Below are 20,144 nucleotides of genomic sequence, written 5' to 3'. Positions count from 1 at the left end.
TTAGTTTCCTTGTGGCAATCCGTTCAGTTCGGCTGCCGTATTACCCGGCGAAACCAGTAACGTTATCTCCACGCGGCGGTTGCGGGCGCGGTTTTCCGCCGTATTGTTCGGCGCGATGGGGTTCATTTCACCCCGCCCTTCCGCTTTCACGCGATCCGGCTGACTTAAATGTTTTTGCAACAGCGACTGTACGGAGCGCGCGCGTTCGAGGGACAGTTCATAGTTGGAAGCAAAGCGTGCGCTGCGGATCGGCACGTTATCGCTGTAGCCCACCACCAGAATTTTGCCGCTGACGTTGTTCATGGCCTGCGCGACGCGATCAATCACCGGCGCGTAGTTTTCACGTGCCACCGTTGACCCCGACGCAAACAGTCCGTCGCCTTTTAGGGTGACAACGCTGCGATCCGTTTCATCGCGCACCGCGACAAGCCCGGCGTCGATCTCCGGTTTCAGGAAGCCGCGCAGGTTAAGCACAGGCGGCAACGATGGCGCAGGTTGGGCAATGGACGCTTCTGGCAATGTGGTCTGGTAAATTTTTGCCAGTACCGGGTTCGTGTTATCGCCAAGTCGCCAGTTAAGAACGATATAAAACAGGCAGGCAAGAAACCCGGCCAGCGCCACACAGGCCCACAGCGGGATCATTGGGCGCCAGAGTTTGCGCAGCACCGGCTGATCTTCCGGATGCGGCGACAACGGCGGCGGATAATTTCCCCGTACGCCGCGAATCATCTGCCACAAACGCTGCTTGATGGTTTCAAGCTGGGTTCGGCCATTGTCCATGACCCGATAGCGACCTTCGAAGCCCAGCAACAGGCAAAAATTAATCAGCTCCAGCAGGACGATATGCTCACGCGGGTTTTGCGACAGGCGCGCCAGCAACTGGAAAAATTTCTCGCCACCCCAGGTTTCGTTGTGAAAGGTCACCAGCAGGCCGCTGCCGGACCAGACGCCACGGCTTCCCCAGGGTGTCAGCGCCGCCGCTTCATCCAGCGCGGTACACAGGCAATAACGCGCCCCGACAATCACTTCATACGCAAGACCCGATTGCTGGCAGCGCACTTCAAAACGGCGAATTTCATCAATCAGTTGCTGGCGCAGACCGGCCTGGTCGTCGTGTGAAACAGAGTGGCGAATCTGCGGTATCGCGTTAAGCAGCGGGTTAGCGGCGGTCACCAGAGGGTTGTTACCCCCCGCGCCCGCAACATCGGCATCACGGCCGTTAGCGTATTGTTCCTGCATATCTTGCGCTCGCTATTAATCTTTCGGGCTACGGACGGCCCAAAATTCCATGTCCAGTCCTGGAAATTCACCTGCCAGATGCAGCGCAAAGGCGCCGGATTTCTCCATTTCGCTCCACAGCTCGCCCCCTTTTTCCAGTTCGAAGTAGTTGTAGCCCGCATGCCAGGGAATTTGCGGCGGCGCGACGGGCATTGCCCGCAGCTTCATACCGGGAAGCTGGAGTTGCACCAGATCGCGGATTTTGGTGACCGGGGCGACTTTCATCTGCGCCGGGAAATGGGTTTGCAGCATCTCGCCCGGCACATTGGCTTTCACCGCCAGGACAAAACCAAACTCCCGCGCCATGCTGGTGGACGGCAGCGTCGCGACATTGAGTCCGTGGGTGCGTTCGGTAAGCGGCAGTTGAATGGCATGCTCTTCCAGCACCAGCGACAGCCCCTGACGTAACATCAGCACCAGACGGCTAAAGCAGCCGGCGAGGTTGTCGTGGTCATAAACCGGTAGTACCTCTTCCGGCGCACGCGCGGATGTCCAGGTGGTTAATTCGGTGGCAAAGGCCAGCCATTCGCGCCACAGCTCTTCCGGGTGCAGCAGCGGCAAGGTTTTCAGATGCGAAATCAAGCCGACGTGGTGATTGATCAACGCCAGCAGAGAGAATTCGACCATCTCCGTGGTATTGAAGCGGCCAGGCTGGCGCAGACGCTGGGCAAACTGCTGGCTACGCTGGGAGAGCAGGCTTTGCAGGTCGTTGATCATCGCGTACAGCGGCGCGCTGTTGGTGGCGTTGAGCATCGGCGGAATATAGGCCGAATCATGACGAATGTGATTATCGTTTCGCTTTTCCAGTATCTGAACCACACCCATCGCCGTCCACTCGGCGGTCAGATCTTTTTCCAGCATCAGTTTCAGGCGTAAACGACCAAACTGCACGGCCGCCGGGCCAACGGAAATGGCGTTGTCATCATCCACTTCGGCTTCCCAGGCCACGTAGCGCGCCAGTGACTCTTTATCTTCGCTGAAGATAACTTCTTCACGCCCACCCCGGCGGGCAGGTAAGGCCAGCACGACACGCTCATTGGTCACGTTATCCCCAATGGCTAATGGCGCGGGCGCATGGCGCGGATCGTGAAAGGAAAAAAAGGTGCCATCCGGTAGCAGACCGCTGGCATAACTCAGCGCGATACAGCCCTGGCGCAACATTGCGTCATCCAGTTCAAGGTCCAGAAAGCCCCATAGCCAGGGCCGTTGTAACGCCCCCCATTCGCGAATGTGGCTATGCAGGTGGCTTTCCGCACGTTGAAAATGATGAGGACGCAGAAACATACCCTCGGTCCAGACGACCTTTTCTGCTTTGTTCATGCTGTTTTCCTGTTAAGACTGGGCGCTATCTGGAAACGACGCGGATCCCGTTCACGTCGAGAAAAACGCTGGCTTCAAGTGAGTCAGACGACCATTTCCAGAATTCATAAAAGCGACTTTCACCCTGCACGGGAAGCGGAATGGAGATCCGCCATTTTTTGCCATCCAGCGCCTGATACTCCGCCATCACGCCGATATAGCGTGCTTCCGGGGTAGCCTGGCCGGTGAGTGTTTTTGTCAGTTGACCGGGCAGTAAGAAGAACTCATCGCTGTTGAGCAGGTTACCCCCAAGGGTGTTTCCCGCATTGTTTTGTAGCGACCAGAAATCGGCGGACATAAATGTCGCGTCGGATTTCAACAGCAAAACCCTGACTTTGAGCGGCGCGGATGCGTTGACCTGCGGGTGCGCCTGGAACTGAAGGGTGTAACTGGCAGGTACGCTATGTGAAGTCGATCCACAACCGCTGACCAGGGTGGTCAGCGTAAGGAAAAACGCCAGGATGAGCTGGCGTACCACGAAGTTAGTTTTCATATCCATCGCTCATGATGGCGAATTAGTTAAGAATCCAGGTACCTGAGTTGCTGTTTTTACACGCTTTGCTGCTACCATCAACCGACACGCAGGTCTGTTTCTGGCGGGTTCTCAGGCGCGGGGTTTGCTTGCGTACCGTTTCGTCGTACAACTCGCTTTTCACCACAGCACGCATCGGGACATAACCAATCAACTCTTCCTGACCTTCATCGGCCAGAGCCATCCAGAAGTGTTCAACCTGGCCCAGTACAATGTAGGTTTTACCGGTTTGCAGTTGACGGATCATTTTGCCGCCGTAATCCGGCGTGCTCATCAGCGACGCAGGATAGAGTGCACGGTAGTTCTCTTTGATGGGTTGAAACTCTTTCGGTGGTTTTACCGCATAGCGGTGGGTAAGCGTGGTGCCATTCACCTCGCTGGTCACAATCGTGTCGTCTGTGGGCGTCGCCGGCGGTGGTGCTTTACATGCGGAGAGTGCAAAAACAAACAGAAGGGCTAATACATTTCGCATTTTCATAACGGTGATTTCCATTGCAAATATATTACTGTGTGGAACTGGAACGTTTAGGAAAGAACTTTTTCATTCTTTCAAAATAAGTCTCTCCCTTACCCTGCAAACCGATCAAATAATGAATTAAAGGCATAGCTACCGCACGAGCCGTTGCACCAGCAAGGCAGCGAAATATGACTTCATCAATGATAATCGTGTCTAAATTTTACAGACGAGACGATACAATTCAATATCATCTCAGCCTTAATGAAAAATGAATATTTAAAATTTATCTAAATTAAGATAATTCTCAAGAAACAATTTCACTTAGGTCTTCTGATAGTAGAAATCATAGCCAGGCAGAGCCGAAAGCCCCTTCGAATGAAGATCAAGCCACTGTATTTAATGATTTTATCCATCAAACCGCAGTGAGAACATATCAAACCCTCCCTGTTATCAGATAAATCCTAAAAAGCTAATTTTGCATATTTAACCCCTCATTATTAGTAGCCAAAAAGCCACATTTACTGTGCGGAATATTGAATGACGCCTGATAAGTCAAGACCCGTCAGGTCGATAAAGTGAAATATTAAAACCGTGCAAAGTGAATATTATTCACCTGGTCTGACCATAGCGAAATAATCAACTGCGAAAATATTTTATCCCCGCTAAATAAATTGTTTTCAGTGCGACACTATTTAGCATCGCTAACTCAATGTGAACGGCCAGTAAATGAATCAATTCAGCTTATTTGATGCAAAACAAATATGACAATTCGTTTTCAATAAGAAAAACTGATCAATCACCGTTATTTTATTTGACGGAAATCTTATTTATTTGCGGAAATACCTGTTTTCTACCTAATTTGAGTTAAATAAATGATCAAAATGCGTGCAAAGAGCTATTAAGGCATAATTTTTACTTATAGGGATGGGCAACAAGGTAAATTGTCTGGAAGGGCGGAAAATGCCACACAGGGCACGCCGTTCGACTGATATTCGACTAAGGTTTTCACAAGGTTGGCTACTGCGGCCTCGCTTTTCACCCGCTAAGGAGAACATTTAATGACAAGACCAGATTTGCGCCGTCAGCGCACCTTGTATCTTGCTATGCATATCGCACTGGGTGGCGCCCTGCTTTCACTTATCCCGTCGGCTCTGGCGGCAGATGCGCCCAACACCCCACAGTCGCCGGATATCCTGCTCGGCCCTTTGTTTAGCGATGTGCAAAGCGCCAAACTCTTTCCCGATCAAAAAACCTTCGCCGATGCCGTTCCCAAGGGTGACCCCTTGATGATCCTTGCGGATTACCGTATGCAGCGAAACCAGACCAGCTTTGATCTTCGCCACTTTGTTAACGTCAACTTTGATCTGCCAAAAGAAGGGGAAAAGTATGTTCCCCCGGAAGGGCAAAACCTGCGTGAGCATATTGATGGCCTGTGGCCCGTGCTGACGCGCACGACGGACAAAGCCGGTAAGTGGGACTCTCTCCTCCCCCTGCCGAAACCTTATGTGGTGCCGGGAGGCCGTTTTCGCGAGGTCTACTACTGGGACAGTTATTTCACCATGCTGGGCCTGGCGGAGAGCGGACACTGGGACAAAATTGAAGATATGGTGGCTAACTTCGCCTATGAAATTGATACCTGGGGCCACATTCCCAACGGCAACCGTAGTTACTATCTGAGCCGCTCCCAACCGCCTTTCTTTGCATTTATGGTTGAATTACTGGCATCCCATGACGGTGATGACGTGCTCAAGACCTACCTGCCAGAGATGGAAAAAGAGTACCACTACTGGATGGACGGGCTGGAGGGGCTGCAAAACGGTCAGGCCAGCAAGCGGGTCGTTAAGCTTGATGACGGTTCGGTGCTGAACCGCTACTGGGATGATAAAGACACTCCGCGCCCGGAATCCTGGCTGGATGACGTTACCACCGCGAAGAACAACCCCAATCGTCCGGCAACAGAGATCTACCGGGATCTGCGCTCCGCTGCGGCATCGGGCTGGGATTTCAGCTCACGCTGGATGGATAACCCCGAACAACTGGGGACTATCCGCACCACCAGCATCGTACCGGTGGATTTGAATGCGCTGATGTTCAAGCTGGAAAAAATGATCGCCCGCGCCAGCCAGGCATCCGGCGACAGCGCTAAAGCGAGCCAGTATGAAGCGCTGGCCTCGGCCCGCCAGAAAGCCATAGAAGCCAACCTGTGGAATGATAAAGAGGGCTGGTATGCCGATTACGACCTGAAAACCAAAAAGGTTCGTAATCAGTTGACGGCGGCCGCCCTCTTCCCACTGTATGTGAATGCGGCGGCGAAAGATCGCGCGACGAAAGTAGCGGCAGCCACGCAGTCGCGGCTGTTGAAACCAGGCGGGATCTCCACAACCACCGTCAACAGTGGTCAACAATGGGATGCACCAAATGGCTGGGCGCCCCTGCAATGGGTCGCGGTCGCCGGTTTGCAAAACTACGACCAGAAAAAACTGTCGATGGATGTCACATGGCGCTTCCTGTCAAACGTTCAACATACCTATGACCGCGAGAAAAAGCTGGTTGAGAAGTATGATGTCAGCAGCACCGGGACAGGTGGCGGCGGCGGAGAATACCCGTTGCAGGATGGTTTCGGCTGGACAAACGGCGTGACGCTGAAAATGCTCGATCTGGTCTGTCCGAAAGAGCAGCCTTGTGACAGTCTGCCTGCCAGTCAGCCGGTTACCCAGACGGCAGCCGAACCGCAAAAAGCGGCGGCACAGTAACACAATAAAAGCATAATAAAAGAAAAGGCCGGTGAACAAACTCACCGGCCTTATTCATTTACGGAAACAATTAACCCCGCCGTAACAGCCTAAAGACAGCCAGTACAATGATGGCACCCACCACCGCAACCAGGAAGCTATGAAGGTTGAAACCCGTTACATCGCCGCCAAAATTAAAGCGGGTCGCCAGCCAACCACCGACTACCGCCCCCACTATCCCAAGTAGACAGGTCAAAATGAATCCGCCGCCATCCCGGCCAGGCATGATTAATTTTGCGATAACCCCTGCAATCAGACCAAAAACAATCCACGCGATGATGCCCATTTACTTTTCTCCTGCTACAACGTCATATGTACGTATCGTGCATAATTCCCGCACGTTGACTAGAGTATAGGCGATAGTGTGAAAAGCATTTTCATCTCACGGACTTAATTGCAATTCCTCAGAATATTTTTATGAATTTGTATTAAGAATTCTCCGGAATTGCCGATAGTGCATCAAGACTGTCTGTCAGTGATCAAGGAGCCTTTCGGCGTGAGTAAGTACAGTGAGCAGTTCCTGAAAAATAGTCCATTAGCCGTACTCGGCGTCTTGCGTGATTTGCAAAAGAGCCAGGTACCTGTGTGCATTGCGTGGTCGAGCGGGCAATTCATCAGTAAGATCCTCGAAGTGAACCCCGAAGAACTGATCATGGACTTTGGTAGTCAGGAGTTTGATAACACAGCAGTGCAACGCGCCACAAAAGTGACCATCACCGCCGAAACCCAGGGTGCCAAAGTCGAATTTACCCTTCCCACACTGCACAGCGGCGATTATCAGGCTTTGCCCGCTTTCATTTCTGAACTGCCAGAAAGCCTCTATTTCATTCAGCGTCGCGAATACTTTCGCATCAACGCCCCGCTGCACCCCGCCTATTTCTGTAAAGCCAAAATGCCGGACAAGAAGACGGAGCTGCGTTTCCGCCTGTTCGACCTTTCACTCGGCGGTATGGGCGCGTTACTGGATGGCACTGTTCCGGAAGGATTGCAGGCAGGTATGCGCTTTTCCCAGATAGAGCTGGATATGGCCTCATGGGGACAGTTCTATTTTGACGCACAGCTTATCGCCATCGGTGAGCGAAAAGTGGTAGACGGCAAAAACGAAACCATTACCACGCCGCGTCTGAGTTTTCGCTTTCTTAACGTCAGCCCCGGCGTTGAGCGTGAACTCCAGCGTATTATCTTTGCGCTCGAACGCGAGGCCCGCGAACGCGCCAGCCGCGTACGCTAAAAAAAAGACCCGCTTATCCAGGCGGGTCTTTTCACAGTGATATGGCGTTTACATGGCGTTCATCGCCTTCTGTACTTTCCAGATGTAGCGCGGCGCCTGTGGTGCCGGGTGGTTTTCTACCACGTGTTCAAAAAAGCCGTCAGCGCTCAGGTCGTTAATCTTGTCGATCGCTTTTTTCCGGTCGGATGAGAATGTCCGCAGCAGCGCGCCTGCGCCGTTCACATAGGAGACCACCAGCGCATATTGCATCACTTGCGGATCTTTTATTCCCGCCAGTACACCGTGCTCCATAATGCTCAAATACGCTGCCCCCATGGAGATATTGCGCTCCGGGTTTTTCAGCTCGCTGGTTGTAGGTTCACCGCTCCAGCCCATATAGCGATACACTTCGCGCCCGGAGGTGGAAGCTTTTAACTGCATCAGCCCAACGGCGTTTGATTTACTGACAAGGTTGGGGTTGCCGCCTGACTCAACCGCAATCATCGCGGTAATCAGACGCGGACTGACGCCCCACGCCGCCCCCGCTTTTTCACTGACTGGCATCCACTGCATGGCCCGTTTTACCGGGACTTCCGGGTTCCAGTCCGGGTTACGGTAGTCCGTGCGTTTCGAGCTACAACCCGCCAGAAGCACAATTAAAAAAGCAAACCATCTCAATTTCACACGCAATCCTTCTTTGGTGAACGCATCACTATGGATGACAACAAACAGGGTTAGCGGCATGATAACCGTTTCCAATTAGATGTCAGCAAGGAATTGCCATGTCGAGGTTTCATTTGATTGCGCCCTCCGGTTACTGCATTAATCAGCAGGCCGCAGCGCTTGGGGTTCAACGGCTGGAGTTACAGGGACATCAGGTGGATAACCGTGGTGTCATTACCCGCCGCGACCAACGCTTTGCGGGTCAGGAGAGCGAACGTCTTCATGACCTTAACGCCCTGGTCGCGCTCGAAGGCGCGGATATTATCGTTCTCCCCGTTCGCGGCGGCTATGGCGCAAGCCGCCTGCTGGAAGATATCGACTGGCAGGGCCTTATTCGCCGACAACAATCCCAGCCGTTACTTATCTGTGGACACAGCGATTTTACGGTGGTGCAGATGGGCTTATTAGCCCGTGGCGGCGTGATCACCTTTAGCGGCCCGATGTTGGCCGGCAATTTCGGCGCACCAACACTGAATGAATTTACCGAGCGTTATTTCTGGCAGGCGCTGCGCCAGCGTGAACTGACCGTCGAGTGGCGCGGCGAAGGCCCACGTTGTCACACCCAGGGCACGTTATGGGGGGGGAATCTGGCAATGCTGGTTTCGCTTATCGGCACGCCGTGGCTGCCGGATATTGAGGATGGCATTCTGGTGGTTGAGGATATCAATGAGCATCCTTTCCGCGTGGAACGTATGCTGTTGCAGTTGCTGCATTGCGGCATTCTCGCGCGTCAGAAGGCGCTGGTACTGGGCAGTTTCACCAGCGCCGATCCCAATGAATACGATGCGGGCTACAATCTTAATACGATGGTGGAATACTTGCGAAGCAGGCTCTCGATCCCGGTGATAACGGGGCTTGCATTTGGTCACGAGCAAGAGACCGTCACGCTGCCTCTCGGCGCGCATGCGGTACTAGAGCATAATGAGCGCTCACGACTGACTATTTCCGGTCATCCCGTATTGGGCGCATAAAAAAACATTTAACCGACTGATTAAATCTGTATTTCTGCCGTTAATATATATCGGGTTTTTAAACCATAACTGCTCAGCGTATTCAGGCACTGAGCGGTTATGGGTTTCACCATTTTCCGGGTAAGAGGAGACGCACGACATTGGATGCAGAGGCGGTAATTAGTCTGTTTATTTTGGGTTCAGTACTTGTAACCTGCAGTATTTTATTAAGTTCTTTCTCCTCCCGTCTTGGTATCCCGATCCTCGTTATCTTTCTCGCCATTGGCATGCTGGCAGGCATTGACGGTATTGGCGGCATTCCGTTCGACAATTATCCGTTCGCCTATATGGTCAGTAACCTCGCGCTGGCGGTGATTTTGCTGGATGGCGGGATGCGAACCCAGGCGAGTTCCTTTCGCGTGGCGCTGTGGCCCGCCCTCTCTCTGGCGACGGTGGGAGTGCTTATCACGTCCGGGCTGACCGGGATGATGGCGGCCTGGCTGTTCCACCTCGATATCATGGAAGGGTTGCTGATCGGCGCGATTGTTGGCTCGACGGACGCGGCTGCGGTGTTCTCACTGCTTGGCGGGAAAGGGCTGAACGAGCGTGTCGGTTCAACGCTGGAAATTGAGTCCGGCAGCAACGATCCGATGGCGGTCTTTTTGACCATCACACTGATTGAGATGATTCAGCAGCATCATGCGGGCTTGAGCTGGATGTTTGTCGTGCACATTATTCAGCAGTTTGGGCTGGGTATCGTGTTAGGCCTAGCGGGCGGCTATTTGCTGCAACAGATGATCAATCGCATCTCCCTGCCCGCCGGTCTCTATCCTCTGCTGGCGCTGAGCGGCGGCATTCTGGTGTTCGCGGTGACCACCGCCATTGAAGGCAGCGGAATACTGGCGGTCTATCTGTGTGGTTTTGTGCTGGGCAATCGTCCGATACGCAATCGTTACGCCATTCAGCAAAACTTCGATGGTCTGGCCTGGCTGGCGCAAATCGGCATGTTCCTTGTCCTGGGGCTGCTGGTCACGCCATCTGATTTGCTGCCGATTGCCATTCCGGCGCTGATCCTCTCGGCGTGGATGATCTTTTTCGCCCGTCCGCTGTCAGTTTTCGCCGGGCTGCTGCCGTTTCGCGGTTTCAATCTGCGCGAGCGCATTTTCATCAGTTGGGTGGGGCTGCGGGGCGCGGTGCCGATCATTCTTGCCGTCTTCCCGATGATGGCCGGTCTGGACAATGCGCGGCTGTTTTTTAATGTCGCCTTCTTTGTGGTGCTGATTTCGCTGTTATTCCAGGGGACATCGCTGTCGTGGGCAGCTAAAAAAGCCAGAGTCGTGGTACCACCCGTGGGCTGGCCGGTTTCCCGCGTCGGGCTGGATATCCATCCGGAAAATCCGTGGGAGCAGTTTGTCTACCAGTTGAGCGCCGATAAATGGTGCGTGGGCGCCGCCCTTCGCGACCTGCATATGCCTTCCGAAACGCGTATTGCCGCCCTGTTTCGTGATAATTCGCTGCTCCATCCGACCGGTAGCACGCGACTGCGTGAAGGTGATGTGCTGTGCGTGATTGGTCGTGAACGCGATCTGCCAGCGCTGGGTAAGTTGTTTAGCCGGTCTCCTCCTGTCTCGCTGGATCAGCGTTTCTTTGGGGATTTTATCCTCGAAGCCGATGCGAAGTTTGCCGATGTGGCGCTGATTTATGGTCTGGAAGAGGGACTGGAGTACCGTGATAAACAACAAACACTCGGTGAGATTGTTCAGCAACTGCTCGGGGCTGCGCCCGTGGTAGGCGATCAGGTGGAGTTTGCCGGCATGATCTGGACGGTTGCAGAGAAAGAAGAGGACGCGGTGCGTAAGGTCGGCGTCCGGGTCGCGGATGACGAGGCGGAGTGACCGCCTCGCCATAGTTACACTGTCACAACGGGGACGCGCGGTGCGAGTGCGCACATTAATTCATAGCCAACCGTCCCTGCGCACGCGGCCACTTCATCAATTTTGATCTCGTTACCCCAAAGTTCAACTGGCGTACCGATGCCCGCTTGCGGGCACGGCGTCAGGTCAACCGTCAGCATGTCCATCGAAATGGCTCCTACCGTACCGGTGCGAATACCGTCCACCAGTACGGGTGTACCGGTTCGGGCGAGACGCGGATAACCGTCCGCATAACCGCAGGCTACGATGCCGATACGTTGCTCCTGTGAGGCGCGATAGCGGCTGCCATAACCCACACAGTCCCCCGCACGCAGCGTTTGCACGGCAATAATCTGGCTTGTCAGGCTCATGACCGGTTTGATGCCACTGCCAGCCACATCCTGCCACTCCCCGGACGGAGACGCGCCATACAACACGATGCCAGGGCGCACCCAATCACCGTGGGCTTCCGGGTGCCAGAGCGTGGCGGCGGAGTTGGACAGCGAACGCGGGCAATCAAGCCCCTCCGACGCATGGTTAATGCGTGTCATCGCCCCGGCAATCCCGTCCGGTTTTTCCGCATCGGCAAAATGGGCCATCAGGGTGATATCGCCCACATTGCTCAACTCCCGCAGTTGCCGCCAGAGGGTTTGTACACGCTCAGGCTGAAAGCCCAGCCGGTTCATGCCACTGTTCATTTTCAGGTAAACATCCAGCGGCGCGTGTAGCCGGGCATCCTGCAAGGCTTTAACCTGCCAGTTGCTGTGCACGCTGGTGGTCAGGCGATATTTATCAAACAGCGGCAGCTCGTCGGCGTGGAAAAAGCCTTCCAGCATCAGAATCGGCCCTTTCCAGCCGCGTTCGCGCAGGAGGATCGCCTCCTCCAGATTAAGCAGCGCGAAACCGTCGGTGCCTTCCAGCGCACGCCAGATACGATCGATTCCATGACCGTAGGCGTTAGCCTTCACCACTGACCAGACGCGGCAGTGTGGTGCGGCGCGCCTGACTACCTGCAGGTTCTGCCGAAGTGCGTGTAAGTCGACAGTCGCCTGGACAGGACGCGACATACGTTCTCCTTGTTTTAAGGTGGAGGTTTAGTTGTGAACACCGTGCAAATGTTGCGGCCGCGATGGGGTAAAACCCGGCTGGTAGCGCGCCACACTCAAATCCTCAAAGGGAATGGCGGGCGTGCGGCCGGAAATCAGGTCGCTCAACAATTGCCCTGAGCCACAGGCCATCGTCCAGCCCAGCGTGCCATGCCCGGTATTCAGCCATAAGTTTTTAAACGGAGCACGCCCCACTACCGGCGTACCGTCTGGCGTCATCGGACGCAGCCCGGTCCAGAAGGTTGCCTGCTCCACATGTCCGCCGCGCGGAAAGAGATCTTTGACCACCATCTCCAGCGTGGCGCGGCGTGGTTTAAGAAGCTCGGTATTAAAGCCAACGATCTCCGCCATTCCACCGACACGAATACGGTTATCAAAACGGGTAATCGCAATCTTGTAGGTTTCATCGAGGATAGTCGAAACCGGCGCGCCCGCCTCCTCCGCAATGGGTATAGTCAGCGAATAACCTTTCAGGGGGTAGACCGGGATATCGACAATTCCTTTCAGCATTGCCGTGGAATAGGAACCAAACGCCATCACGTAAGCATCGGCTTTCACCACTTCATCGCCACATTTGACGCCGTAAATTTGCTCGCCCTCGTACAGGAGCCTGTCGACCGGGGTGTTGAAGCGGAATGTGACGCCCGCCTGCGCCGCCATCTGCGCCAGTTGCTGAGTAAAGAGCTGGCAGTCGCCGGTTTCATCGTTTGGCAAACGCAGACCACCACTGAGTTTGTGTGCAACCTGCGCCAGTGCCGGTTCCACTTCTGCCAGCCGGGCCGATTCCAGCAGTTGATAAGGCACCCCGGCGTCTTCCAGTACGGCAATATCCCGTGTGGCGTTTTCGTACTGCTCTGGGGTACGGAACAGTTGTAGTGTCCCGCCCTGACGCCCTTCGTACTGAATTTGGGTGGTTTCACGCAACAGCTTTAAACAGTCGCGGCTGTACTCTGCAAGCCGCACCATGCGGCCTTTGTTTTCCATATAATGGCGGGTGTCGCAGTTACGCAGCATCTGCCACATCCATTTGAGTTGAGTGGAGGTGCCATCGAGACTAATTGCCAGCGGCGCATGGCGCTGGAACATCCATTTAATCGCTTTCAACGGTACGCCTGGTGCCGCCCAGGGCGCTGCGTAACCAGGCGAGATTTGCCCTGCGTTCGCCGCACTGGTCTCCAGCGCCGGGCCAGATTCCCTGTCAATGACCGTCACCTCATGTCCCGCCTGACTCAGATACCAGGCACTGGTAACCCCTACCACGCCACTTCCCAGTACAACGACTCGCATAACCTGCTCCCATGTGTAAAGCACAATCATCTGATTACAAATTGATAACTCAGATGAAAATGTTATTCAACATATGGCTTTTTTATGGTGACACCCCTCACACCTTTCCGTAAATAAAGGCATCAGGATATTTAGAATCTCCTGCTGCGCGACATTTCGCCGCAGAATAAAATTCTGCAAAAGAGGCTTTTCACCCCTCTCTTGAAAGGTGTTATCGCGAAGAAAAAAAGCGACGTCACGTACAGTTTTTATTGTGTGTTCTATGCTTGAAATGAGACTCTCCATACAGAGAGAGTTGCTAACAACGAGGGCGCGCTAATGGCTACGATTGATTCCATGAATAAGGACACCATACGTCTCAGTGATGGACCTGACTGGACCTTCGATCTACTGGATGTGTATCTCGCAGAGATCGACCGGGTGGCGAAACTTTACCGCCTGGATACCTACCCGCACCAAATCGAAGTCATCACCTCGGAACAGATGATGGACGCCTACTCAAGTGTCGGGATGCCCATTAACTACCCCCACTGGTCATTCGGTAAAAAATTTATTGAAACCGAGCGACTTTATAAGCATGGACAGCAAGGTCTGGCCTACGAGATTGTCATTAACTCCAATCCCTGTATCGCCTATTTGATGGAAGAGAACACCATCACCATGCAAGCGCTGGTCATGGCGCATGCCTGCTATGGGCATAACTCTTTCTTTAAGAATAATTATTTGTTCCGTAGCTGGACGGATGCCAGCTCGATTGTCGATTACCTGATTTTCGCCCGTAACTACATCACCGATTGTGAAGAGCGCTACGGTGTGGAAGAGGTGGAAAAACTGCTCGATTCCTGCCACGCGCTGATGAATTACGGCGTTGACCGTTATAAACGTCCGCAAAAGATCTCCCTGCAGGAGGAGAAAGCCCGCCAGAAAAGCCGTGAGGAGTACCTGCAAAGCCAGGTCAACACGCTATGGCGCACCCTGCCAAAACGTGAAGAAGAGAAAGCCGTTGTCGAAGCGCGCCGCTACCCTTCTGAGCCGCAGGAAAACCTGCTCTATTTTATGGAGAAAAACGCCCCGCTGCTGGAGCCATGGCAGCGTGAGATTTTGCGCATCGTGCGTAAAGTCAGTCAGTATTTTTATCCGCAGAAACAGACCCAGGTGATGAATGAAGGCTGGGCCACTTTCTGGCACTACACCATTCTCAATCATTTGTACGACGAAGGGAAAGTGACAGACCGCTTTATGCTGGAATTCCTGCACAGCCACACTAACGTGGTGTTCCAGCCGCCTTACAACAGTCCGTGGTATAGCGGCATTAACCCGTATGCCCTTGGGTTTGCGATGTTCCAGGATATTAAACGGATTTGTCAGTCTCCGACGGAGGAAGACAAATACTGGTTCCCGGACATTGCCGGTTCCGACTGGCTGGAAACGCTGCACTTCGCCATGCGCGATTTTAAAGATGAAAGCTTTATCAGCCAGTTTATGTCGCCAAAAATCATGCGTGATTTCCGCTTCTTTACCGTGCTGGATGACGATCGCAATAATTATCTGGAGATTGCGGCGATTCATAACGAAGAGGGCTATCGTGAGATCCGCTCGAAATTGTCATCTCAATACAACCTGAGCAACCTGGAGCCCAATATCCAGGTATGGAATGTGGATTTGCGCGGCGATCGTTCTCTGACGCTACGTTATATTCCGCACAATCGCGCCCCGCTGGACAAAGGCCGCCGGGAAGTGCTCAAACATGTGCATCGGCTGTGGGGGTTTGATGTACTGCTGGAACAGCAAAACGAAGATGGCAGTGTAGAACTGCTGGACCGCTGCCCTGCCCGCAGCAATACCCTCTGATAGCAAAAAGCCCCTCCGCCGGAGGGGCTTCGCTTTGCTTAACGCCCGTTGATGGACAAGTCCCCAGGCAGTGTTTTATGCATGCGCTGCCAGATCTCACCACTGTCATGCCCATAACGACGCACGGTTTCGTACACCTGGTCATGCAAACCTTGCTCACAGATTTCTGCCAGACGGTGGTAAAAACCGAGCGCCAGGCTGCGTGCTTCCGGGCTTGCGAAGTAATGACGCCCAATGCGGGTATACAACCCTTTCATACCGTTGAGGATCAGGCCGTAAATCGGGTTGCCGGAGGCAAAAGCCAGTCCACGGAAAATGTTGTAGTCCAGTTCAGCAAACGCATCGCCGTGATCTTCCACTTCGCGCGCGCTGGCCAGCACGGCTAAGGCGTCTTCTGGATGCTGGCGGAATGCGGTGCGGATGAAAATGGTCGCGATATTGGTACGCACCGACAGTAGGTTATCGATGAGTTGTGGAACGCTCTCATGGTCCAGACGCGCCAGTGTTTCCAGAATATTGAGCCCGGACGTTTCCCAAAAGTTGTTTACTTTTGTGGGCTTACCGTGCTGAATGGTAAGCCAGCCATCGCGGGCCAGACGCTGTAACACTTCACGCAAGGTAGTACGAGTGACGCCAATCAGTTCGGAGAGTTCGCGCTCTGCTGGAAGTATCGACCCTGGAGGGAAACGGTTATTCCAGATACTTTCAATGATGTATTCTTCCGCGAAACCCGCCGGGCTCTGCGCCTTTATAACCATAGTGAGATTTCCATTATACAACTAAGCAAAGATCACTCATCATACCAGACCACTTCGGGGGCAGATAGCAGGCGAAATGAAGAAAAAGGGGATCGCCGATCCAATTTGAAAGATTCACCCGATGTGCGGTTTACTCCCCATTTTATTCACGACTGTTCCCTTTTTACTGAAAGTCATTTACCACATTTATCATAAATGCTTTTCCTGTTAGCGCTTTGCTTACATTCCTGACAGCAAGATTTGACTTTTCGCATGATAAACATCCGATTACGTATTATTTTCTTATGCAATAGTGGCTTGCTAAGTGATTTCGTTTACACTGCTGTGTCTACGCATGTCCCAGGGAAATGATTATGTTGCGATATTTAAACAAGTGCTCTCGCGGGCGCGGCGCATGGCTATTAATGGCGTTCACCGCACTGGCACTTGAATTAGTGGCGTTGTGGTTCCAGCACGTCATGCTGCTGAAACCCTGTGTCCTGTGTATTTATGAGCGTTCTGCCCTTTTTGGTGTGATGGGTGCGGGTATCGTCGGTGCGATTGCGCCGAAGACGCCGTTGCGCTACGTCGCCATCTTAATTTGGTTGTATAGCGCCTGGCGCGGTATCCAACTGGCGTATGAACACACCATGATCCAGCTTCACCCTTCTCCTTTTATGACCTGCGACTTTGCTGCGCGTTTCCCTTCGTGGCTGCCACTGGATAAGTGGCTTCCGCAGGTCTTTGTTGCTTCGGGCGATTGTGCTGAAAAACAGTGGCAGTTCCTGTCGCTGGAAATGCCGCAATGGCTGTTAGGTATCTTTGTCGCTTACTTTGTTGTTGCGGCGCTGGTGCTCATCGCACAGCCCTTCAAACCAAAAAAACGCGACCTCTTTGGTCGTTAACAGAACGCTCCTTCGGGAGCGTTTTTTTATTGCCGCAAAATTGCATACGCTTCCCGTAAGTGTTACTTCACCGAGCGGCGCGATACACCCTTGAGAAGACTGGCCTAATACACCCCGTTATAGCCATCCAGATACGTTGCCGATAATTCATTGCCTATCGAATCGGCATCTTTCGAATCCGCCTGTACCGTATCGCCAGACCTGTCATATGTTTCGGTGAGATGACGGCTGGCCTGCTCTCTGAGTATCCCGGCATACTTAATGGCGTAATGCACATCATGACCCACAATGCGGTCCAATTTTCCTTTATCGTACGCTTGTTCAAAGGCGGGAATGATGTTGCGATATGTACCACTTGCCGAGAACCGGACACCACCGTCCGTTGAGCTGTGATTTTCCGTAAAAGCGATAGCGTGCCGCTGTGGAGAGGGTTTAGACGCCGTACATCCTGCGAGCAGAACACCTGCCGCTACCAGCACAATGAATTTACTCATTACAGACCCCATTGATGTTTTAGCTTATTTAAGACATGCAAACATTTTAGAGTCTTGTTTTAAATCACTTTTTAATCATCTCAGGCAATTCGCGGTATAACAAAAGAGATTATTGCGCCCAATCTGGCTTGTTGAGGATATGATCCTGCCAGTCGCGGACTTCGGACTCTTTTACCGCAATATGGCGAACCGTGATGCGCTGTTTGTGCATCATCTCCTTCGAACCGGTACGCAGAGGATGCCACACTGGCAGTGCCTTCCCTTCAGCCAGCAGACGATAAGCGCAAGTGGGCGGCAACCATTCAAAGGTGGGTAAATTATCGCGCGTCAGCTTGATGCAGTCCGGCTCATACTCAAAGCGACGCTCATAGTTACGACACTGGCAGGTTTTGATGTTCAACTGGCGGCAGGCCACATTGGTGAAATAGATCTCGTCAGAATCTTCATCCATTAGCTTATGCAGGCAGCACTGACCGCAGCCGTCACACAGCGATTCCCACTCCGCGTCCGTCATTTGTTCAAGAGTTTTGCTTTGCCAGAAAGGTGTGTCGCTCATAAATCAGTTCGCCATTTAAAACCAGGGAGCACCTTATAACCAGTCTGGCATGGGGATGCAAGTTTTGCCGCCGTTCAGGCGGCAAATCGACTTATAATACGCGGGTCTTCAACGAGAGGCCGTTGAAGCTCACCTCCAGTTCGTCCCCGCCATGCAGCGGACCAACACCTTCCGGCGTACCGGTCAGAATGACATCCCCGGCTTTGAGCGTGAAGAAGCGGCTCATGTAAGCAATCAGCGGCACAATTTTGTGGATCATATCGGCAGTGGTCCCCTGCTGGCGGACTTCACCGTTGATGCTGAGCCCAAGCGTTGTGTTCTGCGGATCGCTGGTAAACTCTGCCGCCGGAATAAAACCGGAGATCGGGCAGGAATTATCAAAGCCTTTCGCTTTTTCCCACGGCTGACCCGCCTTTTTCATTTTGGCCTGCAGATCGCGAAGCGTGAGATCCAGCGCCACACCATAACCGGCAATGGCTTTTCGTACATGCTCTTCGGTAGCCTGACGCAGCGTTGCCCCAATGAGCACGGCCAGTTCAACTTCGTGATGCACGGAACCGAAATCCTGTGGCAGCGCCAGCGGCTGGCGAAGGTCGCACAATGCGGTTTCCGGTTTAATAAACAGCACCGGCTCTTCCGGCGTGGCGCTGCCCATTTCTTTAATATGTTTCGCATAGTTACTGCCAACGCACACGACTTTACTCACCGGGTAATCCAGGAGTGCGCCCTGCCAGTTATGATGTTGGTACATGTCTTTCCCCTAAGTAACGCATTGAACAAGTGCGAAAAATGACTATCCGCGCCATATGGCGGTTTGTCAAATAGCAAACTTTGTCATTCAATGCGTATGCAGGAGGAAAGCAAATGGCGGAATCGATCCGCCACTTTGCCCGACGGGGATAGCTATCTTTCGCTGTCTAAATGTTGTTTCAGCAAATTTTCTGGCGGCGGTGGAATCTGTAAATAATATCCCTGCGTACGTAATGCCTCTTTTACTTTTTCCAGATCCGCACTGGCCAGTTTTTTACGTCCGTCGAGGGGCAATAACATGGCTAACTGAGGCTGGCCAAAGCTTTTCATTAATTCTTCCGGCACGCGTGAAAAATCGTCTTTTTTTTCGACATACAGATAAGTCTGTTCACGTCGGGAACTTCGGTAGATCACACAAAACATACTTTTGCTCTGAATTAAGGGGTGGTTACTTGCCTGAATATAATAGTGACTATAACATGCTTGATAGTCTTCGGAATATCGCTCACTCATGAGTGATAATAGCAAAATGAGTAAGGTCAGGATGTCAAACACGCCCATCGAGCTAAAAGGCAGTAGTTTTACCTTATCTGTGGTTCACTTGCATGATGCAAAACCCGAGGTTATTCGCCAGGCGTTAGAAGACAAAATCGCTCAGGCTCCCGCTTTTTTAAAACATGCTCCTGTTGTTATTAATGTTTCTGACCTTGAGGGCCCGGTCAACTGGTCGCCGATTCAACAGACTATTCTGGCGACAGGGTTACGGGTTGTCGGTATCAGCGGCTGTAAAGACAGCGAACTGAAAGCCGACATCGAACGTGCCGGGTTGCCGCTTCTGACAGAAGGCAAAGAAAAGCCGCAACGTCAGGTTGCTGTTCCTGTCCCTGAGGCCCCCATTGTTACTCCAGTCACAAAAACACGCTTGATTGATCTTCCTGTTCGTTCCGGGCAGCGTGTTTATGCGCCAAACTGTGATCTGATTGTCACCAGTCACGTCAGCGCAGGCGCAGAGTTGATTGCCGACGGCAATATCCATGTTTACGGCATGATGCGTGGCCGCGCGCTGGCTGGCGCAAGCGGCGACAAGGATGCGCAAATATTTTGTACTCACCTCACGGCGGAGCTGGTATCCATCGCAGGGGAATACTGGCTGAGCGATCGAATCCCGGCCGATTTTTATGGCAAAGCGGCGCGCTTACGTTTAGCGAATAACGCTTTGACTATTCAACCGTTAGATTAAGCCC

The 20,144-nt window shown here is 52.9% G+C and carries 20 protein-coding genes; 7 read left to right on the top strand and 13 right to left on the bottom strand.

What is annotated here, in order from left to right; genetic code table 11:
• From IP582_RS09740 to IP582_RS09725, 4 genes are read right to left on the bottom strand one after another with little or no spacing between them, the layout of a single operon-like run.
• Nucleotides 1-1,239: a DotU family type VI secretion system protein gene (locus tag IP582_RS09740; protein WP_039079491.1), complete on the bottom strand. Its 1,239-nt coding sequence runs from the start codon at nt 1,237-1,239 to the stop codon at nt 1-3.
• 15 nt (nt 1,240-1,254) lie between these two features.
• On the bottom strand, nt 1,255-2,598 hold the full coding sequence (tssK, locus tag IP582_RS09735; RefSeq protein ID WP_039079492.1) for a type VI secretion system baseplate subunit TssK: 1,344 nt from the start codon (nt 2,596-2,598) through the stop codon (nt 1,255-1,257).
• Nucleotides 2,599-2,623: 25 nt separating this feature from the next.
• Nucleotides 2,624-3,130: a type VI secretion system lipoprotein TssJ gene (gene tssJ, locus IP582_RS09730; protein ID WP_039079493.1), complete on the bottom strand. Its 507-nt coding sequence runs from the start codon at nt 3,128-3,130 to the stop codon at nt 2,624-2,626.
• 22 nt (nt 3,131-3,152) lie between these two features.
• Nucleotides 3,153-3,647 carry a hypothetical protein gene (locus IP582_RS09725; protein WP_108701537.1) on the bottom strand — a complete coding sequence of 165 codons (495 nt, stop codon included), beginning with the start codon at nt 3,645-3,647 and terminating at the stop codon, nt 3,153-3,155.
• A gap of 1,037 nt (nt 3,648-4,684) precedes the next feature.
• On the opposite strand from IP582_RS09725, the gene IP582_RS09720 reads away from it, so the two are divergent.
• Nucleotides 4,685-6,379 (top strand): alpha,alpha-trehalase, encoded by a 1,695-nt coding sequence (locus IP582_RS09720; protein ID WP_071195223.1) that lies wholly within the window; start codon nt 4,685-4,687, stop codon nt 6,377-6,379.
• Nucleotides 6,380-6,449: 70 nt separating this feature from the next.
• Here IP582_RS09720 and IP582_RS09715 read toward each other — a convergent pair whose 3' ends face one another.
• Entirely contained in the window at nt 6,450-6,704 is a 255-nt protein-coding gene (locus IP582_RS09715) for a GlsB/YeaQ/YmgE family stress response membrane protein (protein WP_039079496.1), read from the bottom strand.
• Between the two features lie 210 nt (nt 6,705-6,914).
• Between IP582_RS09715 and IP582_RS09710 the strand changes: the two genes are divergently transcribed.
• Nucleotides 6,915-7,649 carry a flagellar brake protein gene (locus IP582_RS09710; protein ID WP_039079497.1) on the top strand — a complete coding sequence of 245 codons (735 nt, stop codon included), beginning with the start codon at nt 6,915-6,917 and terminating at the stop codon, nt 7,647-7,649.
• Between the two features lie 48 nt (nt 7,650-7,697).
• On the opposite strand, the gene emtA is transcribed toward IP582_RS09710, so the two are convergent.
• On the bottom strand, nt 7,698-8,312 hold the full coding sequence (gene emtA / locus IP582_RS09705) for a membrane-bound lytic murein transglycosylase EmtA (protein ID WP_039079519.1): 615 nt from the start codon (nt 8,310-8,312) through the stop codon (nt 7,698-7,700).
• 98 nt (nt 8,313-8,410) lie between these two features.
• On the opposite strand from emtA, the gene ldcA reads away from it, so the two are divergent.
• Together ldcA and IP582_RS09695 are read left to right on the top strand one after the other, a co-directional pair.
• A complete protein-coding gene (gene ldcA, locus IP582_RS09700; RefSeq protein WP_193795780.1) occupies nt 8,411-9,322 on the top strand; it encodes a muramoyltetrapeptide carboxypeptidase in 912 nt (303 codons plus the stop codon).
• A gap of 140 nt (nt 9,323-9,462) precedes the next feature.
• Nucleotides 9,463-11,196 (top strand): potassium/proton antiporter, encoded by a 1,734-nt coding sequence (locus IP582_RS09695; RefSeq protein ID WP_193795779.1) that lies wholly within the window; start codon nt 9,463-9,465, stop codon nt 11,194-11,196.
• Between the two features lie 14 nt (nt 11,197-11,210).
• Here the strand turns inward: IP582_RS09695 and dadX are convergent, their stop codons facing one another.
• Together dadX and IP582_RS09685 are read right to left on the bottom strand one after the other, a co-directional pair.
• Nucleotides 11,211-12,281: a catabolic alanine racemase DadX gene (dadX, locus tag IP582_RS09690; protein WP_193795778.1), complete on the bottom strand. Its 1,071-nt coding sequence runs from the start codon at nt 12,279-12,281 to the stop codon at nt 11,211-11,213.
• A 27-nt stretch (nt 12,282-12,308) separates the two neighbouring features.
• Complete coding sequence (locus IP582_RS09685) at nt 12,309-13,607, bottom strand: D-amino acid dehydrogenase (protein ID WP_193795777.1); 1,299 nt, start codon at nt 13,605-13,607, stop codon at nt 12,309-12,311.
• Between the two features lie 318 nt (nt 13,608-13,925).
• Between IP582_RS09685 and IP582_RS09680 the strand changes: the two genes are divergently transcribed.
• A complete protein-coding gene (locus IP582_RS09680; RefSeq protein ID WP_039079502.1) occupies nt 13,926-15,458 on the top strand; it encodes a SpoVR family protein in 1,533 nt (510 codons plus the stop codon).
• A gap of 38 nt (nt 15,459-15,496) precedes the next feature.
• Here the strand turns inward: IP582_RS09680 and fadR are convergent, their stop codons facing one another.
• Nucleotides 15,497-16,216 carry a fatty acid metabolism transcriptional regulator FadR gene (fadR, locus tag IP582_RS09675; RefSeq protein ID WP_071195219.1) on the bottom strand — a complete coding sequence of 240 codons (720 nt, stop codon included), beginning with the start codon at nt 16,214-16,216 and terminating at the stop codon, nt 15,497-15,499.
• 353 nt (nt 16,217-16,569) lie between these two features.
• Here fadR and dsbB point away from each other — a divergent pair, with 353 nt between their 5' ends.
• Nucleotides 16,570-17,100: a disulfide bond formation protein DsbB gene (gene dsbB, locus IP582_RS09670; protein ID WP_193795776.1), complete on the top strand. Its 531-nt coding sequence runs from the start codon at nt 16,570-16,572 to the stop codon at nt 17,098-17,100.
• 104 nt (nt 17,101-17,204) lie between these two features.
• On the opposite strand, the gene IP582_RS09665 is transcribed toward dsbB, so the two are convergent.
• From IP582_RS09665 to IP582_RS09650, 4 genes are all read right to left on the bottom strand, one after another.
• Nucleotides 17,205-17,594: an Exc2 family lipoprotein gene (locus IP582_RS09665; RefSeq protein ID WP_193795775.1), complete on the bottom strand. Its 390-nt coding sequence runs from the start codon at nt 17,592-17,594 to the stop codon at nt 17,205-17,207.
• Between the two features lie 109 nt (nt 17,595-17,703).
• On the bottom strand, nt 17,704-18,150 hold the full coding sequence (locus tag IP582_RS09660) for a YcgN family cysteine cluster protein (RefSeq protein ID WP_039079506.1): 447 nt from the start codon (nt 18,148-18,150) through the stop codon (nt 17,704-17,706).
• A 91-nt stretch (nt 18,151-18,241) separates the two neighbouring features.
• Nucleotides 18,242-18,901, bottom strand: a complete 660-nt coding sequence (locus IP582_RS09655; protein ID WP_193795774.1) for a fumarylacetoacetate hydrolase family protein — start codon at nt 18,899-18,901, stop codon at nt 18,242-18,244.
• 152 nt (nt 18,902-19,053) lie between these two features.
• Nucleotides 19,054-19,323, bottom strand: a complete 270-nt coding sequence (locus IP582_RS09650) for a YcgL domain-containing protein (protein WP_039079508.1) — start codon at nt 19,321-19,323, stop codon at nt 19,054-19,056.
• Nucleotides 19,324-19,444: 121 nt separating this feature from the next.
• Here IP582_RS09650 and minC point away from each other — a divergent pair, with 121 nt between their 5' ends.
• The gene (minC, locus tag IP582_RS09645; RefSeq protein ID WP_039079509.1) at nt 19,445-20,140 is read left to right on the top strand and encodes a septum site-determining protein MinC; all 696 of its coding nucleotides are present in this window, start codon (nt 19,445-19,447) and stop codon (nt 20,138-20,140) included.
• Nucleotides 20,141-20,144 lie beyond the last annotated feature (4 nt).

This window comes from Citrobacter sp. BDA59-3, assembly GCF_015167655.1.
In the GTDB taxonomy this organism is placed as follows: domain Bacteria; phylum Pseudomonadota; class Gammaproteobacteria; order Enterobacterales; family Enterobacteriaceae; genus Phytobacter; species Phytobacter diazotrophicus.
This window is presented reverse-complemented; position numbering and strand designations above follow the sequence as displayed.